The sequence below is a fragment of the Dissulfurispira sp. genome, assembly GCF_036745535.1.
In the GTDB taxonomy this organism is placed as follows: domain Bacteria; phylum Nitrospirota; class Thermodesulfovibrionia; order Thermodesulfovibrionales; family Dissulfurispiraceae; genus Dissulfurispira.
The window spans coordinates 1-24,271 of the sequence record NZ_DAIOFX010000008.1 but is presented as its reverse complement, the minus strand read 5'-3'; the positions used below and the strand labels follow the sequence as shown (position 1 = coordinate 24,271).

The 24,271-nt window shown below is 43.7% G+C and carries 25 protein-coding genes, 1 tRNA gene and 2 pseudogenes; 18 read left to right on the top strand and 10 right to left on the bottom strand.

Annotated elements, in window-relative coordinates:
• Window positions 1-144 precede the first annotated feature (144 nt).
• The 6 genes from bamA to V7L97_RS03160 all read left to right on the top strand — a co-directional run bounded on the left by bamA (window position 145) and on the right by V7L97_RS03160 (window position 6,212).
• Complete coding sequence (bamA, locus tag V7L97_RS03185; protein ID WP_333653353.1) at window positions 145-2,400, top strand: outer membrane protein assembly factor BamA; 2,256 nt, start codon at window positions 145-147, stop codon at window positions 2,398-2,400.
• A gap of 104 nt (window positions 2,401-2,504) precedes the next feature.
• Window positions 2,505-3,044, top strand: coding sequence for an OmpH family outer membrane protein (locus V7L97_RS03180; RefSeq protein WP_333653352.1), 540 nt, complete (start codon window positions 2,505-2,507; stop codon window positions 3,042-3,044).
• A 5-nt stretch (window positions 3,045-3,049) separates the two neighbouring features.
• Complete coding sequence (gene lpxD, locus V7L97_RS03175; RefSeq protein WP_333653350.1) at window positions 3,050-4,048, top strand: UDP-3-O-(3-hydroxymyristoyl)glucosamine N-acyltransferase; 999 nt, start codon at window positions 3,050-3,052, stop codon at window positions 4,046-4,048.
• Between the two features lie 112 nt (window positions 4,049-4,160).
• A complete protein-coding gene (gene fabZ / locus V7L97_RS03170) occupies window positions 4,161-4,583 on the top strand; it encodes a 3-hydroxyacyl-ACP dehydratase FabZ (protein ID WP_333653349.1) in 423 nt (140 codons plus the stop codon).
• 16 nt (window positions 4,584-4,599) lie between these two features.
• Window positions 4,600-5,379, top strand: coding sequence for an acyl-ACP--UDP-N-acetylglucosamine O-acyltransferase (gene lpxA / locus V7L97_RS03165; protein ID WP_333653348.1), 780 nt, complete (start codon window positions 4,600-4,602; stop codon window positions 5,377-5,379).
• Window positions 5,370-6,212 carry an LpxI family protein gene (locus V7L97_RS03160; protein WP_333653346.1) on the top strand — a complete coding sequence of 281 codons (843 nt, stop codon included), beginning with the start codon at window positions 5,370-5,372 and terminating at the stop codon, window positions 6,210-6,212. Before lpxA ends, V7L97_RS03160 begins: the two co-directional genes overlap by 10 nt.
• Window positions 6,213-7,071: 859 nt before the next feature.
• Here the strand turns inward: V7L97_RS03160 and V7L97_RS03155 are convergent.
• The 3 genes from V7L97_RS03155 to V7L97_RS03145 all read right to left on the bottom strand — a co-directional run bounded on the left by V7L97_RS03155 (window position 7,072) and on the right by V7L97_RS03145 (window position 8,673).
• Window positions 7,072-7,914 carry a lipoate--protein ligase family protein gene (locus tag V7L97_RS03155; RefSeq protein WP_333653345.1) on the bottom strand — a complete coding sequence of 281 codons (843 nt, stop codon included), beginning with the start codon at window positions 7,912-7,914 and terminating at the stop codon, window positions 7,072-7,074.
• A 58-nt stretch (window positions 7,915-7,972) separates the two neighbouring features.
• Entirely contained in the window at window positions 7,973-8,167 is a 195-nt protein-coding gene (locus tag V7L97_RS03150; RefSeq protein ID WP_333653344.1) for a CooT family nickel-binding protein, read from the bottom strand.
• An 89-nt stretch (window positions 8,168-8,256) separates the two neighbouring features.
• On the bottom strand, window positions 8,257-8,673 hold the full coding sequence (locus V7L97_RS03145; protein ID WP_333653343.1) for a DUF3842 family protein: 417 nt from the start codon (window positions 8,671-8,673) through the stop codon (window positions 8,257-8,259).
• 53 nt (window positions 8,674-8,726) lie between these two features.
• On the opposite strand from V7L97_RS03145, the gene V7L97_RS03140 reads away from it, so the two are divergent.
• Both V7L97_RS03140 and V7L97_RS03135 read left to right on the top strand, forming a co-directional pair.
• Window positions 8,727-9,941 carry a DUF401 family protein gene (locus V7L97_RS03140; RefSeq protein WP_333653342.1) on the top strand — a complete coding sequence of 405 codons (1,215 nt, stop codon included), beginning with the start codon at window positions 8,727-8,729 and terminating at the stop codon, window positions 9,939-9,941.
• Between the two features lie 89 nt (window positions 9,942-10,030).
• The gene (locus V7L97_RS03135; protein WP_333653341.1) at window positions 10,031-10,285 is read left to right on the top strand and encodes a hypothetical protein; all 255 of its coding nucleotides are present in this window, start codon (window positions 10,031-10,033) and stop codon (window positions 10,283-10,285) included.
• On the opposite strand, the pseudogene V7L97_RS12855 reads toward V7L97_RS03135, so the two are convergent.
• The 3 genes and pseudogenes from V7L97_RS12855 to serS form a co-directional block, all read right to left on the bottom strand.
• Window positions 10,268-10,455: pseudogene (locus V7L97_RS12855) on the bottom strand (type II toxin-antitoxin system HicA family toxin). The gene V7L97_RS03135 and the pseudogene V7L97_RS12855 sit on opposite strands and share 18 nt — an antisense overlap.
• Complete coding sequence (locus V7L97_RS03130) at window positions 10,456-10,674, bottom strand: type II toxin-antitoxin system HicB family antitoxin (RefSeq protein WP_333653340.1); 219 nt, start codon at window positions 10,672-10,674, stop codon at window positions 10,456-10,458.
• Window positions 10,675-10,759: 85 nt separating this feature from the next.
• Window positions 10,760-12,025, bottom strand: a complete 1,266-nt coding sequence (gene serS, locus V7L97_RS03125; protein ID WP_333653338.1) for a serine--tRNA ligase — start codon at window positions 12,023-12,025, stop codon at window positions 10,760-10,762.
• A 119-nt stretch (window positions 12,026-12,144) separates the two neighbouring features.
• Here serS and fliK point away from each other — a divergent pair, with 119 nt between their 5' ends.
• The 5 genes from fliK to V7L97_RS03100 all read left to right on the top strand — a co-directional run bounded on the left by fliK (window position 12,145) and on the right by V7L97_RS03100 (window position 17,588).
• Complete coding sequence (fliK, locus tag V7L97_RS03120; RefSeq protein WP_333653337.1) at window positions 12,145-13,557, top strand: flagellar hook-length control protein FliK; 1,413 nt, start codon at window positions 12,145-12,147, stop codon at window positions 13,555-13,557.
• Between the two features lie 2 nt (window positions 13,558-13,559).
• Window positions 13,560-13,826 (top strand): EscU/YscU/HrcU family type III secretion system export apparatus switch protein, encoded by a 267-nt coding sequence (locus V7L97_RS03115; RefSeq protein WP_333653335.1) that lies wholly within the window; start codon window positions 13,560-13,562, stop codon window positions 13,824-13,826.
• A 215-nt stretch (window positions 13,827-14,041) separates the two neighbouring features.
• A complete protein-coding gene (locus V7L97_RS03110; RefSeq protein WP_333653334.1) occupies window positions 14,042-14,674 on the top strand; it encodes an endonuclease III domain-containing protein in 633 nt (210 codons plus the stop codon).
• Between the two features lie 292 nt (window positions 14,675-14,966).
• Complete coding sequence (locus tag V7L97_RS03105) at window positions 14,967-15,869, top strand: DUF362 domain-containing protein (protein WP_333653333.1); 903 nt, start codon at window positions 14,967-14,969, stop codon at window positions 15,867-15,869.
• A 168-nt stretch (window positions 15,870-16,037) separates the two neighbouring features.
• Window positions 16,038-17,588: a 4Fe-4S binding protein gene (locus V7L97_RS03100; RefSeq protein ID WP_333653332.1), complete on the top strand. Its 1,551-nt coding sequence runs from the start codon at window positions 16,038-16,040 to the stop codon at window positions 17,586-17,588.
• 10 nt (window positions 17,589-17,598) lie between these two features.
• Here V7L97_RS03100 and V7L97_RS03095 read toward each other — a convergent pair.
• Window positions 17,599-17,672: transfer RNA gene (locus V7L97_RS03095), tRNA-Met, on the bottom strand.
• Window positions 17,673-17,842: 170 nt separating this feature from the next.
• Here V7L97_RS03095 and speD point away from each other — a divergent pair.
• Window positions 17,843-18,250: an adenosylmethionine decarboxylase gene (gene speD, locus V7L97_RS03090; RefSeq protein WP_333653331.1), complete on the top strand. Its 408-nt coding sequence runs from the start codon at window positions 17,843-17,845 to the stop codon at window positions 18,248-18,250.
• Window positions 18,251-18,301: 51 nt separating this feature from the next.
• Here the strand turns inward: speD and V7L97_RS03085 are convergent, their stop codons facing one another.
• The 3 genes from V7L97_RS03085 to V7L97_RS03075 form a co-directional block, all read right to left on the bottom strand.
• Window positions 18,302-19,531: a phosphoglycerate kinase gene (locus V7L97_RS03085; RefSeq protein WP_333653330.1), complete on the bottom strand. Its 1,230-nt coding sequence runs from the start codon at window positions 19,529-19,531 to the stop codon at window positions 18,302-18,304.
• Window positions 19,532-19,541: 10 nt separating this feature from the next.
• Window positions 19,542-20,543, bottom strand: a complete 1,002-nt coding sequence (gap, locus tag V7L97_RS03080; protein WP_333653329.1) for a type I glyceraldehyde-3-phosphate dehydrogenase — start codon at window positions 20,541-20,543, stop codon at window positions 19,542-19,544.
• 79 nt (window positions 20,544-20,622) lie between these two features.
• Entirely contained in the window at window positions 20,623-21,849 is a 1,227-nt protein-coding gene (locus V7L97_RS03075; RefSeq protein ID WP_333653327.1) for a DUF1015 domain-containing protein, read from the bottom strand.
• Window positions 21,850-22,108: 259 nt separating this feature from the next.
• Between V7L97_RS03075 and V7L97_RS03070 the strand changes: the two genes are divergently transcribed.
• The 4 genes and pseudogenes from V7L97_RS03070 (at window position 22,109) to V7L97_RS03055 (ending at window position 23,924) form a co-directional block, all read left to right on the top strand.
• Window positions 22,109-22,921, top strand: coding sequence for a methyl-accepting chemotaxis protein (locus tag V7L97_RS03070; protein ID WP_333653325.1), 813 nt, complete (start codon window positions 22,109-22,111; stop codon window positions 22,919-22,921).
• 3 nt (window positions 22,922-22,924) lie between these two features.
• Window positions 22,925-23,167 (top strand): hypothetical protein, encoded by a 243-nt coding sequence (locus V7L97_RS03065; RefSeq protein WP_333653323.1) that lies wholly within the window; start codon window positions 22,925-22,927, stop codon window positions 23,165-23,167.
• 44 nt (window positions 23,168-23,211) lie between these two features.
• Window positions 23,212-23,765: pseudogene (locus V7L97_RS03060) on the top strand (PhnD/SsuA/transferrin family substrate-binding protein).
• A gap of 3 nt (window positions 23,766-23,768) precedes the next feature.
• Window positions 23,769-23,924 carry a hypothetical protein gene (locus V7L97_RS03055; protein WP_333653321.1) on the top strand — a complete coding sequence of 52 codons (156 nt, stop codon included), beginning with the start codon at window positions 23,769-23,771 and terminating at the stop codon, window positions 23,922-23,924.
• Window positions 23,925-24,271 lie beyond the last annotated feature (347 nt).

The window sequence follows — 24,271 nt, the reverse complement described above, 5'->3', positions numbered from 1 at the left end:
GGGGGTCATAGAGCATATTTTGTGGATTTTTTTTGGTATAAATTGTGTTATACTAACCTTCGATTTAATTAGAACGGTTGTTTTCAGCGCTTTTTAAAAGATAAAAAGATTCCTCAAGAAAGTTTTTTCCAAGGTGGAGGATATATGAAGAAGAGGAATGGGGTAGCCTCGGTTGTAATATTATTACTGACTGCACTGATAATCGGCAAATCCTTTGCTGAAGAGCTTCCAATCGTAACAGCCATCGGAGTAAAAGGGCTTAAACGCATCGAGGAAGGTTCCATCAAGGCAAAGGTGTCACAGAAAATCGGAGAGCCCCTGTCCCAGGAAAAGACCACGGAGGACATAAAGACCATATATAAAATGGGTTATTTCGATGACGTGAAGGTTGAGATAGAACCCTTCGAAGGGGGGATAAAGGTTATCTTCGTTGTTAAAGAAAAACCGACCATCGTAAAGGTGGAGTTTCAGGGAAACAAAAAATACAAAGATGAGGATTTGAAAGACAAGATCGCATTAACTCCGGGTGCGATATCGGATGTAACCCTGATTAATGACAATGCAGGAAAACTGAAGAAATTTTACGAAGCTGAGGGATACTATCTTGCCAAGGTAGTTCCTGTTGTAAAAAAAGCAGGGGAGGGGGAAGTTGCAGTAACATATCAGATAGAGGAAGGCGAAAAGGTAAAGATAAAGGAGATAAAAATAGAAGGCAATAAAGCACTCTCTGCCGGCAAGATCAAAGGTGCGATGAAGACAAGCGAAAGGGGTTTGTTCTCATTTATTTTAGGCGGAGGATATTATAAAAAAGATGAAATGAAGGCTGATCTGGAAAGAATTAAAGACCTTTATTACAACAATGGATATATAAAGGTTACCGTCGGAGAACCGAAGATCCAGCTTACAGACGATAAGAAAGGAATGAGGATTACAATACAGGTTGCCGAGGGAGAACGGTTCAGGGTCTCATCTGTAGAGCTTGCAGGCAACAAGGCATTTTCTGAAGAGGAATTGCGGAAGCTGATAAAACTTTCTCCAAAGACTATCTTCAATAAAGAAATATTACGTAAAGATGTATCTGCAATTACAGACCAGTACTCAAACAATGGATATGCCCTTGTTGTTATTACCCCTGACCTCATACCAAACGAAGAGACAAAAGAGACAAGGGTGGTTTACAGAATTGATGAAGGCGATAAATATAGGATAGGAAGGATCGAAATATCAGGCAATACAAAGACACGGGATAAGGTAATACGGAGGGAGATAAGACTCGATGAGGGCGATACATTTAATGCCTCTGCCCTGAAGAGAAGTTATGAAAGACTTAATAACCTCCAGTTTTTTGAGGCAGTTGAAATTTCACCGAAACCAAGACCAGAGGAAAAACTCGTTGACCTCGATGTAAAAGTAAAAGATAAACCAACAGGATTTCTGAGTGTGGGTGGCGGTTACAGTTCCATAGATATGTTCGTGGCAATGGTGGACATAACACAGGGCAACCTGTTCGGTAAAGGGCAGTATATAAAGCTCCGTGGAGAGCTCGGCGGCAGGAGTTCTTTTTATGAACTCTCTTTCAGAGACCCGTGGTTCATGGACAAGCCCATATCCTTTGGCACAAGCATCTATAAGACATCGAGAAAGCACGGTAACTTCGAGAGAAACTCTACGGGTTTTGAGGTATCTTTCGGAAAGAGTTTCTGGGAATACTGGGGCGCATCCGTATCCTACAACTATGAAAAGACAAAGATATTTAATGTAAGGCCCGATGCATCCACAAGAATAAAAGATCAGGAAGGCACACAATCAACGAGCAGCATAACTACATCTGTTGGAAGGGACACAAGGGATAATCATCTCGACCCATTAAAAGGCTCCAAAAATGCAGTATCCCTGACCTTTGCCGGTTTAGGCGGAACAAACGCCTTCCTCAAAGGGCTTCTGGATTCTGGCTGGTACTTCCCCGTATTTGATGTGACTACCGTGCACCTGCGTGCAAGGGCAGGGTATGCAAGTGCTTTGTTCGGCAAAAAACTTCCACTTTATGAGAGATATTATGTTGGCGGCATCTACACTGTCCGCGGTCTCGGATACGGTGATGCAGGTCCAAAAGACCCAAATGGAGAGGTAATAGGTGGAGAAAAGCAATTGGTATTCAACGCAGAGTACATATTTCCGATTGTGTCGGAATTAAAGTTCAAAGGTCTCGTATTTTTCGACGCAGGTAGGGCATATGATAAAGGCGAGGCATTGGGCAGCGATCTCAGATATACCACAGGTGCGGGCATACGGTGGATATCACCAATAGGGCCTATCAGGATAGAGTGGGGTTATAATCTGGATAAAAGGGCAGGGGAATCAGCAAGCAAGGTGGAATTTACATTCGGTTCATTCTTTTAGAGGCGGTAAATGAGTGAATGGGTAAATGAGTAGATGGGTAGATGAGGTTTTTAACTCATTCACTTATTCACTCATCTACTCATTAACTAAAAATGGAGGATAAAATGAAAAAATTTCTGGTTGTTATACTCGTGGAGCTTTGCCTGCTTGCAGCAGGCATGATTCCAAAGACATCCGATGCAGAGACGCTCAAGGTCGGCATTGTTGACCTTCTGAAGGCACTAAATGAGTCAGAGTCAGGCAAAAGGGCAAAGACCGATCTCGAGTCATTGATAAAGTCCAAACAGGCATCTATAGAAGAAAGGGGGAAGAATATCGAAAAGCTTAGGACAGAGCTTGAAAGACAGGCAGCCATCATATCTCCCGAGGCAAAAAAGGCAAAGGAAGAGGAATTGGAGCGCCTTATCAGGGATTACCAGAGAATAGTGGTTGATTCCCAGGCAGAGGTCAAAAAAAAGGAGGGAGAATTAACAGGGGAGATACTTAAGGATTTAAGGGAAATGATCAACAAGATCGCCCAGGAGGAGGGATACACCTTAATACTGGAGCATGCTGAAGGCCTTGTACTGTACGCAAACAAATCCCTCGACCTTACGGACAAGGTGATAAAGAGGTATAACGAGTCAAAGGCAGGCAAGAAATAGATGAAATGAAGCTTAAAGAAATCGCAGATTTAATCGGTGGAGAAATTATTGGAGGCGAGGATGTTGAGATAGTAGGTGCTGCCGGTATTTCCGATGCAAAAGAGGGAGACATTACATTTCTATCCGGCACAAAACTTTTGAAGGAGCTTAAAAGCAGCAGAGCGTCGGCGGTCATAGTAAAAAGACCTGTCGCAGGTTTGGAAATACCGCAGATAATTGTAAAAAATCCTCATTATGCATTCGCACAACTTTTATCCCGATTTTACGTAAAGCCTCATCCATGCTCGGGTATCAGCAAAAATGCCTTTGTATCCGACACTGCCATTATGGGGCAGGATGTCACGATCTATCCATTTGCATATATATCTGATGGTGTAAATATAGGCTCCGGAACAGTCATTTATCCCGGTGCATTTATCGGCGAGAACAGCAGTGTTGGAGAGAAATGCCTGATATACCCGAATGTGACAATCAGGGAAGGTGTTGCCATAGGCAGCAGGGTCATCATTCATGCAAATGCTGTCATCGGCTCAGACGGCTTTGGATATGTCTTTGAAGAGGGCATGCACCAGAAAATACCGCAGGTCGGCGGTGTTATAGTAGAAGATGATGTTGAGATCGGCGCCAATGTGACAATCGACAGGGCAACAACCGGCAATACCGTCATTGGCAAAGGAACAAAAATAGATAACCTCGTACAGATAGGTCATAACGTAACTGTCGGTAAAAATGTTATATTAGTAGCTCAAGTGGGAATAGCCGGAAGCTCTAAAATAGGAGATGGGGTGATACTCGGCGGTCAGGTTGGCGTTGCTGACCATACCACCGTAGAAGCCGGCACAATGATAGGGGCAAAAGGCGGCGCCATGGGAGAAATGAAGAGGAACGTATATTCAGGGATACTGCCAATGCCGCACAGGGAGTGGTTAAAAGCAATGGCAGTATTTGCGAAGCTGCCTGAATTACATAAAAAGATAAAAGAACTCGAAGAAAAAATTAAGTAGCTAATGAGTAAGTGAGTAGCTGAGTTAATGAGCAAAAGGGTATATAAGTGAAATGTTTTTACTCATAAACTCATGAACCCATTTACTCATTAACTTAGTGTCAGGAGGGAAAATGGTAGACATTAAAGAAATATTTTCCGTACTTCCTCACAGATACCCTTTTTTGCTTGTTGACAGGGTCGTGGAGTTTGAACCCGGAGTCAGGGCAGTAGGGATCAAGAATGTGACTATTAACGAGCCCTTTTTTCAGGGACACTTCCCGAATAATCCTGTAATGCCAGGGGTGTTAATTGTAGAGGCGCTGGCTCAGGTAGCAGGAATTATGGCATTTAAATCCGGAGCAGAAGGAAAAAACGTCTATTTTATGAGCATCGAAAAGGTAAAGTTCAGGAAGCCTGTAGTTCCTGGCGATCAGCTCAGGTTGGAGGTACAGGTTATTCACAAAAGAGGTAATGTATGGAAGTTTTCCGGCAATGCCTTTGCCGGCGACCAGTTAAAATCAGAGGCTGAATTCACCGCCATGGTTGCCGCATAGAGAGATAGGAGGATTAATGTCAAGGGATATACACAAGACGGCAATTGTGAGTTCAAAGGCAGATATCGATGAAGATGTTCATATAGGCCCTTTTTGTACGGTAGGCGAAGGGGTTGTAATAAAAAGTGGGACAAGGCTCATTTCCAATGCAGTTGTCGAAGGGAGTACGGAAATAGGAGAGGGCTGCATAATTCATCCTTTTGCGACTATCGGGGTTCCTCCTCAGGACCTCAAATACAAAAACGAAAAGACCGGGGTAAAGATCGGGAAGAAGAATATCATCAGGGAATATTCATCGATTCACAGGGCATCTGTTGGTGGAGATGGACTTACAGAAATAGGAGATTCAAATTTCCTTATGGCATACGTGCATATAGCCCATGACTGTAAAATCGGCAATTCTACGGTTATAGCAAATGCAGCCACCCTTGCAGGCCATGTTCATGTAGAGGATTATGCAGTAATAGGCGGGCTTGTGGCTGTTCATCAGTTTACACGTATAGGCGCATATTCTATGATAGGAGGCTTCAGCGGTATAGGACAGGACATACCTCCGTATACCATGGCATCTGGAGCCAGGGCAAAATTGTACGGACTGAATGTAATAGGTCTTAAAAGGCACGGCTTCTCTGATGAGGCCATCAATACCCTCAAAAAGGCATATAAAATCCTCTTCAGGGAAAAGCGGACATTGAAAGAGGCATTGAAGAAGATAAAATCGGAGCTGCCTGAAACCCCTGAAATAAAACATCTGCTGGAATTCATAGAAAAAAATAAACGGGGAATATGCAGATAGGCATTATTGCTGGAACAGGAGATCTCCCTAAGATAATAGCCAGGGATGCGAGGGAGCGCGGTTTTAAGGTCATTACCATAGCCCTCGAAAATCTTGCTTCACCTGACCTCAACAGGGTATCCGATGAAATAAAATGGATTAATGTGGGGAAATTGGGCGAATTGATAGACACCCTGAAGGAATTTGATGTAAAAGAGGCAATTATGGCAGGGAAGGTCTCAAAAACCCTTCTCTACAAATCGAAGCTCACACCTGACCTGAGGGCAGTGAAACTGCTCTTTTCCCTCAAGGACAAAAGCGACGATTCCATACTCAATGCAATAACAAAGGAGCTCGAAAAAGAGGGCATCCATGTAATAGACACTCCGACCTTCAGCCCTCACCTCCTCACGCCTGAGGGTGTGCTGACAGACGACCCTCCAGCAATGGACGAATGGAAGGACATAGAGTTCGGCTGGAGGATAGCAAAGGAAATAGGCAGGCTGGATATCGGTCAGACTGTTGTTGTGAAAGGACAGGCTGTGATGGCAGTGGAGGCAATAGAGGGAACTGATGAGGCAATACTCCGGGGAGGAAAACTCTCAGGAGAAGGGGCTGTAGTGATTAAGGTCTCCAAACCGCACCAGGACATGAGGCTCGATGTTCCTGTTATAGGGCTCGACACGCTTAAGTCCATGGTTGAAGTAAGGGCCAGGGTCATTGCAGTTGAAGCGCAGAGGAGCATGATCGTGAACAGGGAACGGCTGATTAAAGAAGCGGAAGAGTCAGGGATTTCGATCGTGGGAATCTCCCATGAAAAAATCGCAAAGAAGATCCCTCACGCCAAACATTGATAAATGTCTTACCTCTCTACCATAAAAGAAGGCATACGCACTGTCCATAAAAACTGGCAGTTGATACTCATCCAGTTTGCATCCATGCTCCTGAGCTGTATAGGTTTTTTCACCATCGTTGGGATACCCATTGCCATCGCATTTATCATGTTCGGACTCGACCTCACAGAAATCCTGAGGCTCAAGGATCTGGTGAGCGCATTCAAGGGGTCTGCAGAACTGTTAAGTAAATATTTTGCCATGGCGATAGTGGTAATACTGAGCCTTCTCATATACCTCGCATTCATTATTGTTTTATGGATATTCACCATCAGCGGGACAATAGGTGTTTTAAAAAATAATATTATAGATGCAGCCTGTAGATTTAACCTTAAGGCATTTTTTGCAGAAGGCAGGAATTTCTTCTTCCCTGTATCTTTCTTTTCAACCATAATCGGTATTGCATTTATAACCCTTGCTTTCATGCTCGGACTTCTCGGCGGCGGTGCATCAGCAATCATTGAAATGGCAAAGAGCAGGGAGGCAACACTTGCCCTGTTCCTCGGCATGTTCTTTTCCCTGGTAATTCTTTCTGTAGGCGTATTTTTGATAATAGTCACGCTTTCAATAACCACATACGGAATCGCCCATCTGGCATTTCATAGATCAAGGGCATGGGAAACAATAAAGGAAACTGCGAAGTACATTTATTCCAGGCCTTCTTCAATAGGCTTTTACGTTGTTCTGCTGCTTGGATATATGATGGTGGGATTTTTAGTTATTCTAATTGGCTCGCCGTTCACATTGATACCGATAATCGGTCCTATACTATCACTGCCGTATCAGCTCATCACGTATGTCATACAGGGTTATGTGAGCCTTATAATGCTTTCCTCGATATTTCACTATTATTACAAGACCGGATATTCTTTGCCGTCCCCTGAGTCCATTGAGGATTCTGGTACTTCTCGGATAATAGAAGAAGGGCAAGCTCCTGCTCCTGAGAGGACGGATGAGAGTCAGCAAGGGTAATATTGAAGGTCTTTTCAAAAGATGATTTGATCGCTTCCTTAAAACCTCCGGAATCGAAACCTGCAATTAATTCCTTAAGCCCAATAATTTCCTGCTTGGAGTATTGGAGTGTTGGAGTGCTGGTTTTAAAAACCGAAGTGATTTTCTCATAATCTATGGAATAGGGTATTGATCCCTGCTGCAGAAATCCGTCGTTCCATCTCTTCTGCGCCGAGCCCATGAGCTTTCTTCCGTCAAGGCTTATCTCACCATATGATGTGGATTTAAAACAGAGGGGGTTCCGCGTAAGATTCGTTCCTGATTCCCTTTCCATTTTCATTGCCGCATTCAAGCCCATTTGATGCAGTGCTGATTGAAATGCAATGCTCAATCTACGATAGGTTTCTAAAAGACCTCCTGAAAAATCTCCTTCATTCCTTGCAGAAAAGCTGTATGTAAGCTCATCTCCATGAAGGATTCCCCTGCCTCCGGTTGGCCTTCTGACAACAGGAATGTTATTGTTTATGCAGTATTCAATATCAATGTCGACTACCTTCTGGAAAGAACCGAGGCTTACCGAGGGAGCTTCCCATTCATATAATCTAAGGGTTGGAGGCGCTTCTCCGTTTCTTACAGAGATTGCAATAGCCTCATCGAGTGCCATGTTGTATGCGGCATCGCAAGGGCCGGAATCTATAAGTCGCCAATTCATATGAATTCATTATGCAGATATAAGTATAAGTCTCTTCTTATATCTGCATTTAGGTTTTCTACTCTTTTGCTTCTTCCAGAACTATCTTATGCCTGAGCAGAGATATTTCCTTGACATACCCTTCAAATGTTTTTTGCTCACCAAAGAGGTTTCTGAGATAAATCTTGCTGCCTTCGGGTATCAGGACGTCAACGTTTTCGAGGTAGAGATCTTCTTTGCCGTCTTTATAAATATACGCATTTGCCTCACACATACAAGTCCTCCTTTTGATGAGTATTATGAGTTAATAAGTATATGGGTGAATGAGTTAATAAGTAAAAACTCATCTACTCATCCACTCATTTACTCATCCACCAATTCCCTGATTCTTTCTATAAGCTTTTCTATTAAATGAGGAAGAGGCTCCTTTATGATTCCTATTACTTCCACCCCTTCCTGGTTCAATGGGATCAGAAATTTTTTTGCAGGCGACGATGCTATTGCCTCGGACATCCTTGGCGTTAGCTCCCCGAGCATCCCATTTGCCAGAACAATGCTCAACGGGCCTGTGATGGTATCAACCTTACCTGCATTCCATATAATAGCATTTTCGCCTGTAGCCCCTTTATTTGCCCGCGCCTTCATCATGTAGCTCGTGGCAGTGGAGTTTGTTCCAAGGGCTATAATCTCTATGCTGTCCCCGAATTCTTCCCGCAAGCCCTTTATTATAAGGCTCCCTATGCCGCCGCCCTGCCCGTCTATAACAGCTATCTTCTTCATAAAAATAAGTATACCCAAAACATAGGTTAAAAGACAAAATGTTATAATTTCTGATGCTCGATATACTGAAAATTGCCATTGTATTTACAGCAATCCTCATATTCCTCAGGCTGAAGTGGAATATAGGATACGTTTTACTTCTTGCCTCAGGACTATTGGCAATTCTTTATCTCATGCCAATTCCAACAATATTATCAACGATTAAATCCACTGTTACAGATACTGTTACAATAAAGCTCTTCTTTGCGCTCACATTAATAAAATCGCTGGAATTAATCTTAAGGGAAAGACAGGTATTGGCAAAGATGATGGAGGCATCGAGGAACCTCTTAAAAAGAAAAAAGGCTGTTATAATCTCGATGCCCATGCTCATAGGATTGCTGCCATCCCTTGGAGGCGCCTATTTCTCTGCGCCAATGGTTGATGAATCGACAAAAGGTCTTAAGATGCCGCCTGAAGAAAAGGGTTTTATAAACTACTGGTTCAGGCATCCTTGGGAATATATACTGCCGCTGTACCCTGGAATACTCCTTGCTTCAGCCATAACAAAGATCGAGCTCAGAAGTTTGATATTAGCAAATATGACTTACGCCATTCTTATCGTTATCACTGGTTTTTTATTCAGCATGAGAAATATAAAAGATGCGGAGATGCACAGATATAAAAAATTCACCCATTCACCCATCCACTCATCCACTCATTCACCACTTTGGAGCTTCCTGCCTGTAACGCTCATCCTCATAATGGTCATGGCGATGCATATAGAACTACATTATGCCCTCGGCTTTACCATATTAATGCTTTTAGTGTTTTACAGGTTCAGCCCCAAAGAGGCATTCAGGGCCATCAGACATGGGTTTACACCTGATGTTATTGTCATCGTATTCGGCACGATGCTTTTTAAATTTACCATGGAGAACTCAGGAGCCGTAGCCCATCTGAGTCAATATTTTACAGAAAAGGGAATACCCATTCTTCCCATCCTTTTCATCCTCCCCTTTATAAGCGGGCTCCTAACAGGCATAACTGTTGGCTTTGTTGGCGGCACGTTCCCTCTTTTGCTGAGCCTTGCAGGAGGGGCGCATCTCAACCAGATAACCTTTGCATTTGCATCCGGATTTGTAGGCGTATTGCTCTCTCCTGTCCATCTCTGCTTTGTGCTCACAAGAGAGTATTTCAAGGCAGACATTGCAGGGATATACAGAAAGACCATCCCCGGATGCGCAATAATAATGGCAGGCGCGCTGGTCGTGTACTTTATTTTATGAGAGGGGTTAAATATGGCATGGTTTGAGGATGCATCTTATGAAGATAGATTAACAGGGTTTGAAAAAAGGCGACAGAAATAAGGAAATTATTGTTAGGGACGCTTCTATTAGCAGAAGGCATATGGAAGGATTATTTAGAGCAGAAACCAGCAGGAATCAAAGTCCTTCAGGCCATTAAGGAGGCTGAAGAAGATTTTGTGGATAGTTCACTCGAAGATAGATTCGAAAAACTCGAAGATATTCTTGACGTGATTTACAAAAGAGCAAACAGCATATTTCTATTGATGGAATATATTTCGAAAATAAACGAGACGAATAAAGAAAAATTAAAACTTGGGCTTTAATCCAGCCTGCTTGCAGAGCGCATTTGCAGTTATTCTGTCTATGGTATTGTGTCTTTTTATGGGGATTGTCTTATCGTTGTTGGTATAAATAGAGTGATTGCCCCTTCGTGCAAAAGATAATAGCCGTTTTCCTCAAGATATTTAATCAGGTCGGCTCGTTTAACCGACATTCAAACCTCAACCGGCACTTGTTCTATCAACGCCTTGCCTGACGGGATCTCCTTGTTTTGCTGCTTATAGGCTGCAATCATTTCCTGAAGGGCGTCTCTGAGCATTTCTCTGCATTCTTCCAAAGTCGCTCCTTCTGTAATGACCTCCGGCCAATCTATTAGCTGCCCTATATAGCCGGAAGGAATTTTTGTATATGTTGCGGTATAAGCGTTCAGCATAATTTTGTCCTCCTGCTTAGAATGATTTATTCTATCATAAAAACAGGAACTATAAGCAAAATCAATGGTATCGTGAAAAGAGAGATTACCTTATAACCTCCACCCCCATATACTGCCTTAATGCCTCAGGCACAACAACCGTGCCATCCTTCTGCTGGTAGTTTTCAAGTATTGCGACAAGAGTTCTTCCGATGGCGAGGCCTGAGCCGTTGAGGGTATGCACAAACTCCGTTCCTTTTTTACCCTCACGCTTGAATCTTATATTCGCCCTTCTTGCCTGAAAATCCTCAAAATTTGAGCATGAGGATATTTCCCTATATCTCTGCTGTCCCGGAAGCCATACCTCTATATCATAGGTCTTTGCTGACGAAAAGCCCATGTCACCTGTACATAAGACGATCACGCGATAAGGAAGCCCTAATTTCTGCAGTATATCCTCTGCATTTGCTGTTAGTTTTTCCAGTTCCTCATAAGAGTTTTCCGGCTTTGTAAATTTCACAAGCTCAACCTTATTGAACTGGTGCTGCCTGATTAATCCCCTCACATCCTTACCATAGGCTCCAGCCTCTCTCCGGAAACATGGCGTATATGCAGTATAATAAGCGGGCAGTTGTTCTTCTCGCAGTATCTCATCCCTGTGGATATTCGTTACAGGCACTTCTGCTGTTGGTATCAGATAAAACTCAGGGTCTACTGTCTTGAAAAGCTCCATCTCAAATTTAGGCAATTGACCTGTCCCTGTCATACTTTCCCTGTTTACGAGTATCGGTGGGAATATCTCCTTATAGCCCTTTGATGTGTTCAAATCAAGCATGAAATTCATCAATGCCCTTTCAAGCCTGGCACCAAGGCCTTTCATTACAGCGAACCTTGCTCCAGCAATCTTTGCACCCCTCTCAAAATCAATAATATCGAGGGCTTCTGCAATATCCCAGTGATTGAGAGGTTCAAAATCGAATTCCCTCGGCGTTCCCCATTTCCTTACTTCTACGTTTTCTGTCTCGTCCTTGCCAACAGGGACAGATTCGTGTGGAATATTCGGTATGTTTAGCAAAAAGGAATTCGTCTTTTCCTCTATTCCCTTGAGAATTTCATCTATATCCTTAATCCTGTCGGAAACACCTTTCATCTCAGCGACAAGGCTATCGGTATTCTGTCCCTGTCTTTTCAGCTTTCCTATTTCTTCAGACACGACATTCCTTTTGTTTCTCAATTCTTCGGATTCCTTGAGGAGCCGGAGCCTCTCTTCCTCAAAAGATAAAAATTCCGAAAGGCCGATTTCGTATCCCCTCTTTTTTAGAGCCCCTTTTAAAACATCGATGTTTTCTCTCACAAATCTTGCATCAAGCATAATTTCTCCTTTTCGTAAATGGGCAAATGAGTATATGAGTATATGAGTAAAATCCATTAACTCATTTACTCATTCACACATATACTCATTAACTTATAATTGATATAATAGAATTAGACATGATTAATTTCAAGATTACAGGCCTTGACAACACATTCATATCCATCGAAAAGCCTACAGGGAAAGCCATATCGCTCAAGTTAGGCGAGATAGTAAAGGCAGAGGTGATAGATATGCTGCCAACAGGCGGGGTAACACTGAAAGTCAAGGGTGACTTCATTACAGCAAAGACAGATATCCCGCTGGAAAAAGGCGCAATCGCATTCTTTAAGGTAACCGACCTGCCGGTCGAAGGCAAGGATTTAAAGCTCCAGTTCATGGGCTATACCCCTGAATCAGCTAAAGAGCAGGAAATGACTTTGCCTTCTTTCAACCTTAAAGAGAGTCCGATTCCAAAACTCATTCAGGAACTGACAAACAGCCTTTCAGACATTAAAAACTCTGCTGTATGCGGAAAAGAAGCTGATTCACTCACTTCCAAACTTCAAAACATTAATTCCGAAATACTGAAGGCACTGCCCTCTGACATTAATTCCCTGCCCAAAGAAGTGAGGATGCAGCTTCAAAATCTCTTGCAGGCAAGTCTGAAAATAACAGGGCAGAGCATACAGACAAGGCTTGATAATTTTATAAGCCAGCTTCCTGAAGGCATAAAAAATCATCCCCTTGTGCAGAATCTTACAAAAGATTTGACGGTCAGCATAGAAAAACTCCTGCAGACTCCAATGAAAGGCATTTTGCAAGATACAGGCGTTGCCCTTGAGGCAAAGCTAAAGGCCATTGTTGAGATGTTTCAACAGATGGAATATTCGGGAAGTCTGAAGGCAGAAGCAGGAAGACAGGAAGAAGTAACAATATTGCCTCAGGGTAAAGATGCTGTGACGCATGAGCAGAAACAACCACTACAGCATGACATGACAGCCATTAAAAAAGACTTGAAGGCAGGATTGCTTCAGTTAAAGCAGCTTGTTGTAGAAGACGGCAAGGAGACCTTAAAAGGTTTTCCCACTGCAGACCTTACACCTACCCAGAGAGAAATCGCTGTCAGGGTTATTGATGGGCTCATCAAAGACATCGAAACATTTCAGGTATTATCGAAAACAACAGACTCATTTTATACGTTCTTGCCCATCAACTGGCAGGAGTTAAAGGATGGAGAAGTATCTTTCAAGCGCGGACGGAGCGATGCAAAAGGAATATCTTACTCTTGCAGGATTAATCTCGACCTCGAAAGATTCGGGAAACTTTCAGTAATGGTGATGATGTATAACAAAGAATTCCTTGTCTCTTTCAGGGCAGAAAACCCCGCATTCCAGGCAATTCTCAACAACAATGCAAAAGAGCTGCAGGATTCATTCATCGCGAGGGGTTTAAATCTTAAGGCAGTGAATGTTTTGGATAGTAATGACGCATCTTTGGAGCAGTTTGAGAGGCCCGAATCCTTTGAGAATCAGGTAAATATTAAGGTTTAGTTATGGCAGATATACGCAAAAAAGCAGCGGCATTAAGGTATGATGCCAAAAAGGATGCGGCGCCAAAGGTTGTTGCAAAAGGGAGCGGAAAAATTGCAGAAAGGATTCTGCAATTAGCAAAAGAGCATAATGTACCTATAAAGGACGACCCTCAGCTTGTGGAAGTTCTTTCAACACTCGACCTTTATCAGGAGATTCCGCCTGAGCTATACAGGGCAGTTGCAGAGATACTGGCGTTTGTGTATAGAATGACGAAAACGGTGCAATGACTTAAATTCCAAATCCAGCGATAAGGATGGGTCTCTGAAGTGAATAGCGATGTTTTGGTAACAGTTCTTTGCGACTGAAGCGTTAAACAGCCGCAAGTGTTTGAACCCGAAGGGTGAGTTTTGCGGCTGTAGCGCAAGGAGTATTAGAACTGTCAAAACAGAGCTTCTGAACGAAAGAGATTTATCCTTATCGCTGGATATCAGTAAATATATTTATGAAACCCCTTATCAAAATTTATAACAAACTCTACTCCTTCTATGGCCCGCAATACTGGTGGCCGGGAGATACCCCTTTTGAGATTGCTGTAGGAGCAATACTTACACAGAACACCAACTGGTCAAATGTCGAAAAGGCTATTAAGAATCTCAAAGATGCAAAGGTATTATCAGCAAAGGCATTACATGAATTGCCAATTCAAAAACTCGCCTCTCTTATCAGGCCTGCCGGATATTTCAATATAAAGGCAAAGAGGCTGAAGTCATTCATAGATTTTTTAATAGAAAACTACAATGGCAGCATGAAGAAGATAAAAAAAGAGGATATGTATCCCCTTAGAAAAAAACTTCTGGATGTTCATGGAATCGGGCCGGAGACAGCGGACTCGATACTTCTTTATGCCCTTGATAAGCCTGTTTTTGTAATTGACGCCTATACGAAAAGAGTTCTTTCAAGGCATAAAGTTCTGGATTACAATGCATCGTATGAGGAGTATCAAACGCTGTTTCACAAGGAATTGGACGAGGACTTGCAGTTGTTCAATGAATTTCATGCCCTGTTTGTAAGAGTAGGTAAGGATTACTGCAAGCCGAAACCGCTTTGCGAAGAGTGTCCGCTGAATAATTTTTAGGCATAATCATAGATGGCAGGCATACCTCAAAGTCTTTAATAATGCGATGAGATTATTAGATGCCTGTTTTTCTATTTAATGTATATGTGATGCAGAAGTTGCCCTTAAACGGCGCGAGGGTTCGGCGCTGAGGTATCGCTATTAAAGACTTTTCGGCACACCTGTCATCCATGTCAAAACTTAGCTCCTGAACGGAAGAGATTCATCCTTGCCGACTGACGATCATTAAATTGTGCTAAATTCTGAAAAATGCTATATTTTTAAATATAAATTCCCCTGAAAGGAGTCCCATATGCACAGAAGGCAATTCATAAAATCAGCGGCAATCGCAGCAGCAGGGCTTTCGATGCCGACCTTCATAGGCACATTTATCGACAACATAGAGGCGGCAGATAAGACTGACCTTGCTGTTGCTCACGGTGCATCACCTTCAAAGATCACAAGGGCGGCTATCGATGCAATGGGAGGGATGAAAAAATTTATATCAAGGGGCGACATTGTCGTTATCAAGCCTAACATGGCATGGGACAGAACCACTGAGCAGGCAGCTAATACAAATCCCGAAGTGGTTGCAGAAGTGGTTAAGATGTGTTATGAGGCAGGTGCAAAGAAAGTGAAGGTCTTTGACAGGACAGTTAATGACCCGAGAAGGTGCTATGTGCAGAGCGGTATTGCAGATGCTGCAAAGGCAGCAGGTGCAGAGGTAAACTATGTGGATGAGAGGAAATTCAAGGAGATGGACATAAAAGGCAAGGCAATGAAGTCATGGCCACTTTACACGGATATATTTGAGGCGGACAAGGTAATAAATATCCCTGTGGCAAAACATCACAGTTTAGCAAAATTGACCATGTCTATGAAAAACTGGATGGGCGTGATGGGAGGCTCAAGGAGGCAGATACACCAGAAGCTCGACGAGAGTCTCGTTGACCTTTCGATGTTTATTAAGCCGACACTCACCATCCTCGATGCGGTGAGAATACTTACTGCAAACGGTCCTCAGGGAGGAGATCTCGATGATGTCAAAAAACTCGATACGGTTATAGTTGGCGTCGATCAGGTTGCTGTTGATTCATTCGGCGCTACTCTTTTCGGAATGAAAGGAAGCGATCTGGGATATGTGCGAATTGCGGATAAATACGGACTCGGCAAAATGGATATTTCAAAATTGAAGATAAAAAAGGTAAATATCTAAACTTTAAAGTATATGTTTAATTTGTCAGGACATAGTATTTCCGCTTCATTCTCGACAGGCATCTGAGCCTGTCTCCGAAGCTGCGCCAGCCCGCTTTGCCATCCATGGCTACACTTGGGCTGCCGAAGTCGCTTCAATACTATGTCCTGCCTTTATGCAGGCTGATTGATGCAGAATCTCAGACGATTCTCTCAGGGAATATTTTTAATTTTATTCCTGTTCCTTTTTCTTCAGACCGAGTCAAAGGGAAAAGACGAGCTCGGCTATCCCGTAAAAATATTTCTTGATTTTGATCCTCTTATCCTGACAACCACTATCCTCTCTGCACACGCTGCTGCAAAGGCATTCTATCTGTCTATCATCACTATCATTGCAACAATACTCTTCGGCAGGGTATTCTGCGGATGGGTTTGTCCTTTGGGAACGCTGAATAATATTGTGGGTTCCTTTAAAAAATGGCGCTCCAATGCCATTGACAGAGACTGGTACAGAGTGAAATATTACATCCTGATATTCCTGCTCGTGTCATCTATATTCTCCCTTCAGCTTGTCGGAATAATGGATCCCATATCACTGCTCATAAGGTCTCTATCTGTGAGCATCTATCCTCTATTCAATTACAGCACGAGGGCTGTATTTGACAGCATATACAGTTCTGACATTAAAGGCATTGTGAATGTTTCAGAATCCATATACTCTGTTCTTAAAAAAAGTGTCCTCTCTTTTCAGCAGCCATTCTATGTCCAGAGTGCATTCATCGGCATTTTATTTCTTCTAATCCTCGGATTGAACCTTGTTGAAAAACGATTCTGGTGCAGGTATTTATGTCCGCTCGGTGCATTTCTGGGAATCCTTTCTCGGTTTTCCTTTCTCAAAAGGTCTGTAAGCGAGGGGTGCACCTCATGTGGTGCATGCGACAATGTCTGCCAGGGAAATGCATCTCCTGATAAAAAAGAGGAATGGAGAGATACAGAGTGCTTTTATTGCTGGAACTGTGATGATGTATGCCCACAGAATGCAGTGAGCTTCGGGTTTTTCAAAAAACGGGCTGCTGCAGCAATGGATTTGGGAAGAAGGCGTGTGATTACATCAATGGCATCCGGCATAATTGCAGTCCCGCTTTTAAGGGCGAATCCGCTCTCAAAATCAGAATTTGTCCATGCGCGGCTAATCAGGCCACCAGGCTCGCTTGAAGAAAAGGAATTTCTCAAAAGATGTGTAAAATGCGGTGAGTGCATGAAGGTATGCATAACCAATGGGCTACAGCCAACGATTCTTGAGGCAGGCATTGAAGGCATATGGTCTCCTATTCTTATTCCTAAGATAGGCTACTGCGAATATCGCTGCACACTTTGCGGTCAGGTATGCCCAACAGGCGCAATAAAGAGATTGGGAATTGAGGAAAAGGCGAAGGTTAAGATTGGGCTTGCAATGATCGATAAAGGTAGGTGTCTTCCTTACGCCCATGCAAAGCCCTGCATAGTCTGCGAGGAAGTATGTCCAACTCCTAAAAAGGCGATATGGTTTGAGAAGGCTAAGGTAAAGGATAGAGACGGTAAAGAGTTTATTGTCCAGCAGCCGAGGGTTGACCTCGAACTCTGCATAGGCTGCGGAATATGCGAGGCAAAATGCCCTGTTGTAGATAAACCCGCGATCTACGTAACGAGCATAGGAGAATCAAGGTCAAAAGAGAATCGATTGTTGATGGATGGATATTAGGATAATTTAATGGCGGTGCAGGGATTTGAACCCCGGACACTGCGGATATGAGCCGCATGCTCTGACCAACTGAGCTACACCGCCTTACTTAAAAAGAGAAAATATTATAGCAAACAGAAACTTTTTATGGCAATATTAAAGGAAGACCGTTTCGAAGTCTGCTGTCTATTGACAAAAAATCGCAGATTGCTGTATTATTTTTAGCTTAAAAGGAGCGGTTGCTCCTTCGATTCTAAACTGAAGGGGGTAGAGAATTGCATGCTTTAGGTGCCCATCTTTTGGTGGAATTGAGGGACTGTAATCCTGAGATTCTCAAAGACTTAGGTAAGGTTAAGGACGCACTGGTTTCAGCCGCAAAAGAGGCCAGGGCAACAATTATCGATGTATCATTCCACGAGTTCAATCCCTTCGGGATCAGCGGTATGGTGGTTATAGCTGAATCCCATCTCTCCATACACACATGGCCTGAATACGGTTACGCTGCAGTAGACATATTTACCTGTGGAGACATCATCAAACCCGAAGTCGCTGCCAATTATCTGATCGACCGGTTTGAGAGCAAGAACCCGTCTATTGTAGAAGTGAAGAGGGGCATTCTTTCATGCTCAAACGAAAAGCTCCCGCACAAGGTATGCGATGCTGAACTCGAAATGGTTTCTTAGAGGAGAAGTTTAAAAAAGGCCAGCCATATGGCTGGCCTTTTTTAAACGTTTTTATTTCTTATCGGTCAGCGCCGATATCCCTGGAAGATCTTTTCCTTCCAATAATTGAAGCGCTGCACCGCCGCCTGTGGATATAAATGTTATGGCATCGCTGACCCCTGCCCTGTGGACTGCAAAATCCGTGTCGCCGCCGCCCACAATTGTCAGCGCATAGGCATCGGAAACAGCATGGGCAATAGCGAATGTACCTCTGGAGAAGGCGTCTATCTCGAATACCCCCATTGGCCCGTTCCATATTATGGTCTTTGCATTCTGCAGTGCCTCTGAAAAGAGCTTTACAGATGCAGGGCCTATGTCCAGCGCCCTCCAGCCCTTTGTAATCTCCTGTGTGGTGACTATCTTGGTTTCTGCCCCGGGCTCCAGGCTCTGGGCAACAACGCTGTCCACAGGGAGATAGAACTTCACATTGTTCTTTTTGAGCTTATCCATTATATTCTTTGCAAGGTCGAGCATATCGTCTTCAACAAGGGAATCGCCGATCTCGTATCCCATTGCCTTTATAAAGGTGTATGCCATTCCTCCGCCCACAATGACCTTATCGACCTTGTCCGCAAGATTTTCCAGAACCCCTATCTTTCCGGATACCTTTGCTCCGCCCAGTATGGCCACGAACGGCCTTACAGGGTTGTCCACAACACCCTTGAGGTACTCTATCTCTTTTTTAAGCAGAAAGCCTGCAGCAGAGGGAAGGAGCTTTGTAATCCCTGCTGTAGATGCATGTGCCCTGTGTGCTGCTCCAAAGGCGTCATTCACGTAAAAATCAGCGAGCTTTGACAGCGACTTTGCGAATGCCTCTTCATTTTTTTCCTCGCCGGGATGGAAACGGAGGTTTTCGAGCAAAAGCACATCTCCGTCTTTCATCTTTGATGCAAGGCTTTCCACCTGAGGGCCTATGCAGTCAGTGGCAAAAATAACCTCTTTGTTAAGAAGCCTCTGAAGTCTCTTTGCAACGGGTGCGAGGCTGAATCTCGGCTCCACTTTTCCCTTCGGTCTGCCCAAATGAGACCCAAGGATTACCCTTGCCCCTTCGTCTATGGCATAGTTGATTGTCGGGAGAGTGGAGCGAATCCGCCGATCATCTGTAATAACCATGTTGTCATCGAGGGGAACATTGAAGTCCGCCCTTATGAAGACCCTCTTTCCCTTTATCTGAAGGTCTTCTATTGTAAGCTTGCCGAGTATATCCTTTATCTCTACGGGTATATTACTCTTCTTTGCCATATTAGCTCCTTTATTTCTTGCTTATGTAAAGGACAAGGTCCCTCAATCTCGAGCTGTAACCCCACTCATTATCATACCATGATATGACCTTAACCATACGGTTTTCCATTACCTTGGTAAGGGTGGCATCGAATATCGATGAGTGAGGGTTGCCGTTAAAGTCAACGGACACGAGCGGCTCTTCTTCATACTGGAGAATACCCTTCATCGGTCCTTCAGCCCATTTCTTCATGGCAGAATTGACCTCCTCGGCAGTCACATCTTTGCTCAATTCAGCAACGAGATCCACAACCGAGACATTGGGCGTGGTCACTCTTATTGCGAACCCGTCGAGCTTGCCTTTTAACTCAGGCAATACGAGGCCTATAGCCTTTGCCGCTCCGGTAGTCGAAGGTATCATTGATACAGCAGCAGCCCTTGCCCTTCTCAAGTCCTTGTGCGGAAGGTCGAGTATCCTCTGGTCATTGGTATATGAATGCACTGTAGTCATAAGTCCTCTTATGATCCCGAATTCTTTGTGAAGCACCTTTGCAATGGGAGCAAGGCAGTTTGTCGTGCATGAGGCATTGGAGATTATCCTGTGCTTTGAGGGATCGAGGCTTTCTTCGTTGATTCCGAGGCAAACAGTTATATCCGGCTCCTTTGCAGGTGCTGAAATGATAACCCATTTTGCTCCTGCATCGAGATGTTTTGATGCCTTTTCCCTGTCTGTAAAAAGGCCTGTGGATTCTATGACTATGTCCACATTCAGGGCCTTCCATGGAAGGTTCTCAGGAGACCTCTCTGCTGAAATCTTAATCTCTTTGCCGTCAACCGTGATGGCGCCGTCGCCTGCCTTTACATCCGCATCAAAAATACCGTGCACAGAGTCGTATTTAAGCAGATGTGCAAGTGTCTTTGCATCTGTGAGATCATTGATAGCAACGATCTCTATACCGCTGTATCCCTTACACGTCCTCAGAAAATTCCTTCCGATCCTGCCAAAACCATTGATTGCTACTCTTATTGCCATGGTATCCTCCTTTTAGTGTCAATGAGATTATGAGTGAATGGGTGAATGAGTTAAAAACCTCACCTACCCATCTACCCATCTACTCATCGACTATGAATTTATTAATAACCATGCCGGTTAAAAGCTTGGGATAAAAATATGTAGACTTGGGCGGCATTCTGAGCCCTGACAGTGCAACCCTTTCCACATCATCCACACCTGTCGGATTGAGGAAAAATACCGCGTCAAAGTCACCCTTCCGCACCCTCTTTATTGATTCGGCTATATCCATCTCATATGCGACATCGATTATCCCTAAATCCTTTTTGATGATAAGCTCGTGAAGCACCACGACATCCAGTGATCTCAAAACAGAAGGCACATCTTCAAGGTCTGTCCCTTTGTATTTCAGGATATACCATTTTTCATTGCTGCCCAGATAAAGACCAAACGTATTTTTACCTTCATGCGAAAGCCTCTCGACAATATCGCACTCAAGTCCGCAGGTCTGTATAGCAAAGTCAGGCTCCAGCCTGCCCAAAACATCTTCCCTCTTTATCCCCTTTACCATCCGATGGGTAGGGAGTATGGTAATCCCGGCATCCGACATATTTGCGAGGAACATTAGCACATATTCCCATGGGCCTTCCCCCATCTCCCTTTTAAACTCCATGGCAACCTCATACCTGTGATGTCCGTCTGCTATGAATACAGCCTTATCGGACAGATCCTTCATTATCGAATCTATCTTCGACTCTTCAGATATCCTGTAAAGCTTGTGTACAGCTCCAGCCGCATCGTGAGCACTAATATATGGCGCTTCTTCTATGCCGTCTAAAATCATGGATGTAATCTTTTCAGGGCTGTTGTAAAGGGAGTATATGGGGCTTATGTTTGCAAGACATGACCTCATGAGGTTCAGCCTGTCAGCCTTTGGCTTTGAATGGGTAGCCTCGTGGGGATAAACACCCTTGCCAAGCTCCTCTATCTTAACCATTGCAAGAATTCCCCTTAATGTTTTGTTTTCACCGTACAGACTGTAGTCAATCTCATAGGCATAAAACGCGGGCTTTTCATCCCGTACAAGTATGCCTTCCCTTATCCACTGCTGGAAAAAATCCCTTGCCCTTGTATATTTGTTGCTGCTGTCAGTATCTCCTGACATTTGTTTTCCGAAGTCTATCCTGACGATATTGCAAGGGCTTTTCTGATAAAGGACATCCCTGTATTCGGATGTAATGACGTCGTAGGGAGGAGCTATTACATCATCTCCTGAAACCTTTGCCGGATTATAAAGGATTCCCCTGAAAGGAATAATTTTTGCCATTTTTAAATTAAAAATTATTGTTGAAAAGTTAAAAAATTTCGTCTTTCTGTTTATTTTGCATCTATATTATCATTTCAGTCATCGTCTATAGCATCAGCAAGCCCGAGCATCTCAGTTTATTTTGCATCTATATTATCATTTCAGCTATATAAATTCAAATGTATATTGTTGACAAACCCGTATGGAAATTCTAAACTGTAAAACAAGGGGAGAGAAATTGGATGCCATTATCAAAAAGGAAATTATTTAAGGCATCTTTTTGGTTGCAATTATTAGTGCCTATAATGTAATTTCCGGTTTTAACCTCTTATCCGTAAGCCTTTCAATTATTTTAGTTCTGGTGTTCATTGCAGGAGACGCATGGATTCTGGTTCCCCTTCGAAAGAAGATATATCTTATATCCAAAACCATCGATGACCTTGCTGCAGGAGAAAAAGACCTTACAAAAAGGATCGAGATTGCCGGCAATGATGAAATATCCAGGCTTGGACAGCAATTCAATGCCTTTATAGGCCGTCTCCACAGTGTAATAGGTCAATCGCTGAACGCATCCAATCAGGTAGCCTCGGCATCAACCGAACTCTCAAAGTTTTCATCAAAGATGGCCGGCGGCGCATCAGAACAGAGCAGCCAGATTTCACAAATCGCTTCTGCAATGGATGAACTTAATACCACGGTTAATGAGGTCGCAAGAAATACCCAGGCAGTTGCGGGATCGGCAAAAAGGGCATCGGATGTAGCCGAGGAGGGTGGAAAGACCGTTTTTTCAGGCGTTGAAGGCCTGAGGAGAGTTACTGCCTCGGTTGAGGACTCTGCGAAGATTATTACAGAGTTGGGCGATAGAGCCGCATCCATAGGAGAGATTGTCTCATTGATAGAAGACGTAGCCGACCAGACCAATCTCCTTGCCTTAAATGCAGCCATAGAGGTTGCGAGGGCCGGAGAGATGGGAAGGGGATTTGCTGTTGTTGCAGATGAGGTCAGAAAGCTTGCAGAAAGGACAACAAAGGCCACAAAAGAGATTTCCGATGTTATAAAGTCCCTTCAAGACAAGACAGGCACGGCTGTGTGAACAATGGAACACGGTGTTAAAGCAGCCCATGAGGCTCAGGAATTTGCAAATAAAATCTCCAGCGTCCTTGAAGAAATAGTGACCGCTTCAAGGAATGTCTCGGATACGATCCAGCAGATAGCAACTGCTGTAGAAGAACAGTCAGCAGCCACTGCTGAGGTTTCCAGCAATGTGGAAAGGATTTCTGTAATAACACAAGAGGCAACAAAAAATACAAAAAAGCCTCCGAAGCCAGCGTTGACCTGAGCCGCCTTTCCGATGAACTGCTCAGGGAGGTGGGAAGTTTCAAAATGAATCTCTTCGGTGTCGTTCCCCTTGAAAATGCCGTTGTAATGAACAAGAAATACGCACCCCTTATTGCATACCTGAACAATAAACTGGGTATGGATTACATAATAAAGGCTGGAAAAGATTACACGGAGGCTATCGAGGATGTCGGCACAGGCAGGGTGCAGATATCTTCGCAGACTCCAACCACTTTGCAAAAGACGGCTCTCCCACTTACAAAAGTGCTGTTGTGGTCTCAAAAAACAGCGGTATAAAATCCGTTTCCGAACTCAAGGGAAAGAGATTTGCCTTTGGAAGCGAGAAGTCCGCGGGCAGCACCCTCGTGCCCATGGCAATGCTTGCCGAGGCAGGGATTACCCTCAATAACCTTTCGCAGTATGCGTATCTCGGCTCACACGATATTGTGGCAAATGCTGTATTAAAAGGGGAGTTCGATGCCGGCGGCATGATGGAATCTGTTGTATCTGATTTTGCGGATAAGGGTATTGTAGCGATTAAAATCTCCGAGCCGATACCCCAATTCCCTATATGCGTGAATAAGGACCTCGATCATTAATTTGTGGAAAGGATTAAGGAGGCTTTGATTTCAATAACAGACCTCTCTATCTTAAAGGCTATAGATAAAGGCTACACAAAATTCATGGAGGCAAAAGACAGCGATTTCGACGGCGTCAGGGCAATGGTGAAAAGGCTTTACAATGTGGAATACAGGTAAGTTCCCAAGAAATCTTACACTCAGCACAAAATTCACCCTCGCCATTGGTTTCATTCTTCTTACCTTTTGTGTAATCTTTTCTCTTCTCATATATCTCCACCTGAAAACAGGGTAATAGAAGACGCCAATGAGAAAACGCTGATCATTATGGCCCAGATATCTGCTGTTGGCGACTATATTAAATTAAGCATACATTGTGTCCAAAGATGTTCGAGATCCTCCCCAATGTGGACAATAAGGAGGGTTTGTTGTCGAAGCGATGTCAACAACCCATGTGACTCAGGAGGTTATGAAGAGGTTTAATAACGATTTAAAGGATTATGTCTATAGAAGGGTCTCTGATAACC